This window comes from Streptomyces fuscigenes, assembly GCF_021556455.1.
Taxonomy (GTDB): Bacteria; Actinomycetota; Actinomycetes; order Streptomycetales; family Streptomycetaceae; genus Streptomyces; species Streptomyces fuscigenes.
Map to the genome: position 1 here is coordinate 1 of NZ_JAKGCV010000264.1, position 7,881 is coordinate 7,881.

The window sequence follows — 7,881 nt, forward strand, 5'->3', positions numbered from 1 at the left end:
GTGGTTCGGCACGAAGGACAACGAGAACGCGAAGGTCGGTCCGCTCAACTGGTGGGCCTGCGTCCTTCTCTCGCTCCTGGCCGGCGCCGCCTTCAACGCCGCCGTCACGCCCGCGAGGCCCGCCGCCCCCCGCCCGGAGGAGCGCGCGGGAGGACGCGGCGCCGCCGTGCCGCAGGGCCGCCGTTTCGAGGTCAGGATTCGCCACCGCATGAAACGCCGCCCTTCCCTGTTCTGTGCCAGGTGAAACCGCCTCTGGCCTATGCGCACGCCGGTCCCGTCCTCGCGAGTGAAAGCTTCGCGTAAATCGGGCCCCGGTCCGACGGTACGTCACCACCGGACCCCCGCCGCACGGTAACTTTTCCACCATCTGACCAGAGGCGCTCAGGTTCCCGCGGCTCCGGTGGGCCGCGACACGTCGCATCCCGTCCGTTGCGCGGAGCCCTGATCCTGATGAGGTCCGATGATGCCGACCGAGGCCGCTGGGAAGGCGAACCTCGTTCCACACTGGAGGTCCCGGTGACGACACGTGGAGTCCTGTACGTGCACTCCGCACCGCGTGCGATGTGCCCGCACGTCGAGTGGGCGGTCGGGGGCGTCCTCGGGGTGCGGGTCCAGCTCGACTGGGTCAGGCAGCCCGCGGCACCCGGCGCCTGGAGGGCGGAGTTCTCCTGGAAGGGGCGGGCCGGCACCGCGTCCGAGCTCGCGTCCGCGCTGCGCGGCTGGCAGATGCTCAGATTCGAGGTGACGGCGGAGCCGAGCCCGGACGCGGAGGGCGAGCGCTACAGCGCCACCCCCGACCTCGGGATCTTCCACGCCGTCACCGGAGTCCACGGCGACATCCTCGTCCCCGAGGACCGGCTGCGCGCCGCGCTGGCCCGCGCCGCGCGCGGCGAGGCCGCCCTGGAGGAGCAGATCGCCACGCTGCTCGGCAAGCCCTGGGACGACGAGCTGGAGCCGTTCCGGTACGCGGGCGAGGGCGCGCCCGTGCGCTGGCTGCACCAGGTCGTCTGAACTTCCGCCGACCCCCGCCCGGACGTGCGCCGTTCGGGCCGCCCGGCCCCGCCGGGAGCCGGACACCGCGGGCGCCGGGCGCCGGCCGTACGGTGGGGGCATGGTTGATCACAAGAACGTCGCCCTGCTCGGCACCGGCATCATGGGGGCCGCGATGGCCCGCAACCTCCTGCGCACGGGCCACTCGCTGCGCGTGTGGAACCGCACCCGGGAGAAGGCCGAACCGCTCGCCGCGGAGGGCGCGACCGTGTGCGCCACGCCCGCCGAGGCCGTGGAGGGCGCCGGTGTCGTCGTCACGATGCTCTTCGACGGGCCGGCGACGCTGGAGACGATGACGGAGGCCGCCCCCCGCCTCGCGCGCGGCGCGGTCTGGCTGCAGTCCACGACCGTCGGCGTCGACGACGTCCCTCGGCTCGCCACCTTCGCCGCACAGCACGGGCTCGTCTTCGTCGACGGCCCCGTCCTCGGCACCCGGGGGCCCGCCGAGGCGGGGAAGCTCACGGCCATCGCCGCCGGGCCGCAGGAGGCCCGCGAGGCCCTCGCCTCCGTGCACGACGCGATCGGGGCGCGCACCATCTGGGCCGGCGACGACGGCGCGACCGCGGCGGCGACGCGCCTCAAACTCGTCTGCAACAACTGGACCCTGGCGCTCACGCACGCGGCCGCCGAGTCCGTCGCGCTCGCCAAGGGCCTCGGCGTCGACCCGCAGGACTTCCTCGACACCATCCAGGGCGGCCTGATGGACTGCGGCTACGTCCACCTGAAGTCCGGCATGATCATGAACGACGACTTCACCCCGAGCTTCGGGCTCTCCAACGCCGCGAAGGACGCCCGGCTGATCGTCGCCGCGGCCGACGCCGCGGGTGTGCGGATGGACGTCACCGAGGCGGGCGTCGAGCGTTTCCGCCGCGCCGAGGCGGCGGGCCACGGCGGCGAGGACATGGCCGCCAGCTACTTCGCGAGCTTCGACAGCTGACAGCCGCCCACGCCCCGCGCGCGGGAGCGAAAAAGCGAAAAAGCACGGAGCCCCGCTCCACGGCGTTCGTGGAGCGGGGCCCGGACCGCCGGCGCGCGGGGCGCCGGCGGGGGTGACTCAGACGGAGCGCAGCGCCAGCACCACGTTGTGGCCGCCGAAGCCGAACGAGTCGTTGACGGCCGAGATGGTGCCCTCGGGCAGCGGCCTCGGCTTGTCGCGCACGATGTCCGCGTCGACCTCGTCGTCCAGCTCCGTGAGGTTGATCGTCGGGGGCGCGATGCGGTGGTGCAGCGCCAGGATCGTCGCGACGGTCTCGATGCCGCCGGCGCCGCCGAGCAGGTGACCCGTCATCGACTTCGTGGCCGAGATGGCCATGTGGTCGAGGTCGCTGCCGAAGACCTGGCGCAGCGCCTTGATCTCGCCGAGGTCGCCGAGCGGCGTCGAGGTGGCGTGCGCGTTGACGTGCACGACCTCGGACGGCTTCAGGCCGGTGTTCTCCAGCAGGTGGCGCAGCGCCGCGGCGATGCCGTCGCCCGTGGGCTCGGGAGCGGTGATGTGGTACGCGTCCGAGGAGATGCCCTGGCCGAGGACCTCGGCGTAGACGCGGGCACCGCGCGCGGCGGCGTGCTCCGCGGTCTCCAGGACGATCAGGCCCGCGCCCTCGCCCATGACGAAGCCGTTGCGGGTCTTGTCGAAGGGCCGGGACGCCTTCTCGGGCGCCTCGTTCTCCTTCGACATCGCCATCATGTTGGCGAACGCGGCGATCGGCAGCGGGTGGATCGTGGCCTCGGTGCCGCCGGCGATCACGACGTCGGCACGGCCGGTGCGGATCATCTCGACCGCGTAGCCGATGGCCTCGGCGCCGGACGCGCAGGCGGAGACGGGGGTGTGGACGCCCGCGCGGGCGCCGATCTCGATGCCGACGTTCGCCGAGGGACCGTTGGGCATCATCATCGGCACGGTGTGCGGGGACACCTTGCGGGGTCCCTTGTCGCGCAGGGAGTCGTACTGGTCGAGCAGGGAGGTGATGCCGCCGATGCCGGACGCCACGACGGCGCCGAGACGGTCGGGGTCCACCGAGGTGTCCTCGCCGGCCCTGGCCGTGTAACCGGCGTCCGCCCACGCCTCGCGCGCGGCGATCAGCGCGAACTGCGCCGAGCGGTCGAGCTTGCGGGCGAGGGGCCGGGGCAGGACCTCGCTCGGGTCGACCGCCGCCTGGGCGGCGAATCGTACCGGCAGACCGGCGTAGCGCTCGTCGTCGAGGGTGCGTGCCCCGGATCGGCCCGCGAGCAGGGCCTCCCAGGTAGACGCGCTGTCGCCACCCAGTGGTGTGGTTGCGCCGATACCGGTGACGACCACGGTGCGATTGGTCGAGCTCACTGGAATTCTTTCTCCACGTGTAGAGGGGTCATACGGCGCCACCACCGGGTGGCCTCAGCCGTGCGATCCGGCCGGGGTACGGCCGGACAGGGGTGCCAAAAGGTCCGACGGGGTCGGTCAGCCCTGGTGCTTGGCGATGTAGGAGGCGGCGTCGCCGACCGTCTTGAGCTCCTTGACGTCGTCGTCGGGGATCTTGACGTCGAAGCGCTCCTCGGCGGCGACGACGACCTCGACCATGGACAGCGAGTCGACGTCCAGGTCGTCGGTGAAGGACTTGTCAAGCTGGACGTCCTCGACCGGGATGCCGGCGATCTCGTTCACGATCTCTGCGAGACCGGCAACGATCTCTTCCTGAGTGGCGGCCATGTCTGGCGCTCCTTCAATAGTGGCGGTTGTACTTCGGTACGGTCCCGGGCCGGTGGCCCGGGACAACGTGCCTAGGGGAGGGTAACGACCGTCGCGGCGTAGACGAGACCCGCCCCGAAGCCGATGACGAGGGCGGTGTCGCCGCTCTTCGCCTTCCCGGTCGCAAGGAGCCGCTCCATCGCGAGCGGGATCGAGGCGGCCGAGGTGTTGCCGGTGGTCTCCACGTCACGGGCGACCGTGACGCTCTCCGGCAGTTTCAGGGTCTTCACCATCGAGTCGATGATCCGCATGTTCGCCTGGTGCGGTATGAAGACGTCCAGGTCGTCGGGGCCGATGCCGGCCGCGTCGAGGGCCCGCTGCGCCACCTTCGCCATCTCGAAGACGGCCCAGCGGAAGACCGCCTGGCCCTCCTGGGCGATGGCGGGGAACTTCTCCGGCGTGCCGTCCCGGTAGGCCGTCCACGGCTCGGTCTGGCGGATCGTCTCCGCCTTGTCGCCCTCGGAGCCCCAGACGGTCGGGCCGATCATCGGCTCGTTCGCGGGGCCGACGACGACGGCGCCCGCCCCGTCCCCGAAGAGGAAGGCGGTGGCCCGGTCGTGCAGGTCCGTCAGGTCGGAGAGCCGCTCCACGCCGATGACGACGACGTGTTCGGCGGAGCCCTCCACGATGAGGCCCTTGGCGAGGGTCAGGCCGTAGCCGAACCCGGCGCAGCCGGCGGAGATGTCGAACGCCGCGGGGGTGCCCGCGCCGAGCTTGTCCGCGATCTCGGTGGCGATGGCCGGGGTCTGCTTGAAGTGGGACACCGTCGCGACGATCACGGTGTCGATCTGCTCGGGCCGCAGGCCCGCGTCTGCGATGGCCTTTCCGGCCGCTTCTATGGACATCGCGGCGACGGTCTCCTCGGGGGAGGCCCAGTGCCGGGTCGCGATGCCGGAGCGCGAGCGGATCCACTCGTCGGACGAGTCGATCGTCTGAAGGATCACCTCGTTGGGCACGACGCGCGTGGGGCGGTAGCCGCCCACGCCCATGATGCGCGCGTAGGGCGCGCCCTTACTGGGGTTGATCTTCGACATGCTCGGAAGGCTCCTTCATCCGGCCGCGGTGGACTGCTCGGCGACCAGCGCGCGGGCCGCGTCGAGCTGGTCAGGGGTCTTGAGCGCGAGGGTGGTGACACCCGGCAGGTCACGCTTGGCCAGGCCGGCCAGCGTGCCGCCGGGGCACAGCTCGACGAGGGCGGTGGCGCCCAGGTCCTTGAAGGTCTCCATGCACAGGTCCCAGCGCACGGGGTTGGCGACCTGCCCGACCAGGCGGGCGAGGGCGTCGTCGCCCGTGGAGACCGTCTGCCCGTCCCTGTTCGAGACATACGGCAGCGCCGGGTCCCGGGGGGTGAGCTCCTTCGTGGCGCGGGCGAGCGCGTCGACGGCGGGAGCCATGTGGTGCGTGTGGAACGCGCCGGCCACCTTGAGGGGCACGACCCTGCGCACGCCCTCGGGCTTGTCCTCGGCGAGCGCCGCCAGCTGCTCCATGGTGCCCGCCGCGACGATCTGCGTCGTCCCGTTCACGTTGGCCGGGGTAAGGCCGAGCCGCTCCAGGTGCGCGACGGACGTGTCGCGTTCGCCGCCCAGGAGGGCCGCCATGCCCGTCCGCGTGACCGCGGCCGCCTCGGCCATCGCCAGCCCGCGGGCGCGGACCAGGCTCATGGCCTCCTCGTCCGTCAGCACTCCGGCGAGCGCCGCCGCCGCCAGCTCGCCGACGCTGTGCCCGGCGACCGCGCCGACGGACCCCGCGAGGGCGCTGCCGTTGCCGGACTCCGGGAACAGCTGCCGCGCGGACAGCAGCGCCGAGGCCACCAGCAGGGGCTGGGCCACCGCCGTGTCGCGGATCTGCTCCTCGTCGGCCTCGGTGCCGTAGTGCACCAGGTCGAGATCGATGAGGGCCGACCAGCGCCGCAGCTTCTCCTCCGCGTCCGGGAGGTCGAGCCAGGGGGTCAGGTAGCCGGGCGTCTGGGCGCCTTGGCCGGGAGCGACGAGTACGAGCACTCTCACACTCTCTCTTGTCGGCGGTCCCGGGCGCCCGTGATGACAGGGACCAAGAACCGCAGGGGTAATTGTGGAGACTCTACAAGCTCAGAACTGGACGTCCGCGTCGGCGAGCCGCCCCAGAATCAACGCGATCCGCAGGGTGAAGGCGGATCGCACGTCGGAGGGTGACCAGCCGGTGACGTCCGTCACACGCCGCAGCCGGTAGCGCACGGTGTTGGGGTGCACAAACAGCATGCGCGCCGCCCCCTCCAGGCTGCTGGCCTGCTCCAGGTAGACACTCAGCGTTTCCAGAAGCGCCGAGCCCGCCTCCTCGAGCGGTCTGTAGATCTCCTCCACCAGTTGCTCGCGCGCCGCCGGGTCGGCCGCGATCGCGCGTTCCGGCAGCAGATCGTCCGCGAGTACCGGCCGTGGCGCGTCCTGCCAGGCCGAGCACGCCTTCAGGCCCGCGGCGGCCGCCTGGGCCGAGCGCGTGGCCGCCTGGAGATCGGGCACGACGGGCCCCGCGACGACCGGGCCCGCCGCGTACGGGCCGATCACGGCCTTGGCGACCTGGAGGGGGTTGTCGGACCCGCCCGCGATCACCACCAGGCGGTTGCCGAGCACGCCCGTCAGCACCTGGAGCTTCGCGTGGCGGGCCGCCCGCCGGATCGCCTCGACGGTCAGCTCGCTGTCCCCTTCGGGAGCCGTGCCCAGCACCACGCACACATGTTCGGGGGAGCTCCAGCCGAGCGCCGCGGCCCGCGACACCGCCCCCTCGTCGGCCTCGCCCGACAGCACCGCGTTCACGACCAGGGACTCCAGCCGGGCGTCCCACGCGCCGCGCGCCTCGGCGGCCTGCGCGTACACCTGGGCCGTGGCGAACGCGATCTCCCGCGCGTACATCAGCAGCGCCTCGCGCAGCACCGTCTCGTCGCCGGGGGCCGCGATCTCCTCGACGGCGGACTCCACCACCTCGATGGTCGTGCGCACCATCTCGACGGTCTGGCGCAGGGTGATCGCCCGGGTCAGCTCGCGGGGCGCGGTGCCGAAGACGTCGGTCGAGATGGCCTGCGGCCGCTCCGGGCGGCGGAACCACTCCGTGAAGGCCGCGATGCCTGCCTGCGCGACGAGTCCGATCCACGAACGGTTCTCCGGTGGCATCGCCCGGTACCACGGCAGCGTCTCGTCCATGAGGGCGATGGCGTTCGCGGCGAGCCGCCCCGACGACTGTTCGAGACGGCGCAGGGTGGCGGCGTGCGGATGGGGTTCGTTCGCGGGTTGAGGCACGGGACAAGACTGCCTCATCCGGCAGATCGCACGCGGGGCCGGGGCTACCGTAGGGCCGTGATGACCGTACGGTACGCAGAGGACCGTCACCCCGGCGGTGACGAGGCGGCGGGCATCGCCTCGCTGCACGCCTTCTCCTTCGGGCCGTTCTACGACCCCGGCAACCTGCGCTTCGGCGCCCTCATCGCCTGCAACGAGGAGTGGCTCGCGCCGGGAGCGGGCTTCGACGAGCACCGCCACAGCCACACCGAGATCGTGACCTGGGTCGTCGACGGCGAGCTCACCCACCGCGACTCGGCGGGCCGCGCGACCGTCGTACGGCCGGGCGACGTCCAGCGGCTGAGCGCCGGCGCCGGGGTCCGGCACAGCGAGCGCAACGAGGGCGCCGAACCGCTGGTCTTCGTCCAGATGTGGCTGGCCCCGCTGGAGCCGGGCGGCGACCCGGCGTACGACCTCGTGCGCGGCATCGCCGACTCGACGCCGTACGCGCTGCCGGCCGCCGGGGCCATGCTGCACGTGCGGCGCCTCGCGCCGGGCGAGCGCTCGGCGGTGCCCGACGCCGCCTTCCTCTACGTGCACGTCGTGCGGGGCGCGGTGCTGCTCGGCGGCGAGGAGCTGAGGCCCGGCGACTCGGCGCGCGTGACCGGTTCCCGGGGCCTCGAACTGACCGGCCACGAGCCGGGTGAGCCCGCGCCGGGCGGCGTGGACGGTGCCTGCGAGGTGCTCGTCTGGGAGATGGCCGCGCCGGTCTGAGCCGCCGGGCCCGGGCCGGGGCGGTTTCCGGCGGCTCCGCGCCGGTCGGACGCTCAGCGCACGGGACGCGCTGGAGACCCATGAGCT

Annotated in this window: 9 protein-coding genes; 4 read left to right on the plus strand and 5 right to left on the minus strand. The window is 72.7% G+C overall.

What is annotated here, in order from left to right:
* The 3 genes from L1885_RS19405 to L1885_RS19415 form a co-directional block, all read left to right on the plus strand.
* Nucleotides 1–244 (plus strand): hypothetical protein (locus L1885_RS19405; protein ID WP_235798427.1); only part of this gene is annotated, 244 nt, incomplete at its 5' end.
* Nucleotides 245–516: 272 nt separating this feature from the next.
* Nucleotides 517–1,011 carry a DUF3145 domain-containing protein gene (locus tag L1885_RS19410; protein WP_235798428.1) on the plus strand — a complete coding sequence of 165 codons (495 nt, stop codon included), beginning with the start codon at nt 517–519 and terminating at the stop codon, nt 1,009–1,011.
* A 100-nt stretch (nt 1,012–1,111) separates the two neighbouring features.
* Nucleotides 1,112–1,987, plus strand: coding sequence for an NAD(P)-dependent oxidoreductase (locus tag L1885_RS19415; RefSeq protein WP_235798429.1), 876 nt, complete (start codon nt 1,112–1,114; stop codon nt 1,985–1,987).
* 117 nt (nt 1,988–2,104) lie between these two features.
* On the opposite strand, the gene fabF is transcribed toward L1885_RS19415, so the two are convergent.
* The 5 genes from fabF to L1885_RS19440 form a co-directional block, all read right to left on the minus strand.
* On the minus strand, nt 2,105–3,367 hold the full coding sequence (fabF, locus tag L1885_RS19420; protein ID WP_235798430.1) for a beta-ketoacyl-ACP synthase II: 1,263 nt from the start codon (nt 3,365–3,367) through the stop codon (nt 2,105–2,107).
* 117 nt (nt 3,368–3,484) lie between these two features.
* Entirely contained in the window at nt 3,485–3,733 is a 249-nt protein-coding gene (locus L1885_RS19425) for an acyl carrier protein (protein WP_235798431.1), read from the minus strand.
* A gap of 71 nt (nt 3,734–3,804) precedes the next feature.
* Nucleotides 3,805–4,806 (minus strand): ketoacyl-ACP synthase III, encoded by a 1,002-nt coding sequence (locus L1885_RS19430; protein ID WP_235798432.1) that lies wholly within the window; start codon nt 4,804–4,806, stop codon nt 3,805–3,807.
* Between the two features lie 15 nt (nt 4,807–4,821).
* Complete coding sequence (locus L1885_RS19435) at nt 4,822–5,772, minus strand: ACP S-malonyltransferase (RefSeq protein ID WP_235798433.1); 951 nt, start codon at nt 5,770–5,772, stop codon at nt 4,822–4,824.
* A gap of 87 nt (nt 5,773–5,859) precedes the next feature.
* Nucleotides 5,860–7,059, minus strand: a complete 1,200-nt coding sequence (locus L1885_RS19440; protein ID WP_235798434.1) for a PucR family transcriptional regulator — start codon at nt 7,057–7,059, stop codon at nt 5,860–5,862.
* Between the two features lie 42 nt (nt 7,060–7,101).
* Here L1885_RS19440 and L1885_RS19445 point away from each other — a divergent pair, with 42 nt between their 5' ends.
* Complete coding sequence (locus tag L1885_RS19445) at nt 7,102–7,794, plus strand: pirin family protein (protein WP_235798435.1); 693 nt, start codon at nt 7,102–7,104, stop codon at nt 7,792–7,794.
* Nucleotides 7,795–7,881 lie beyond the last annotated feature (87 nt).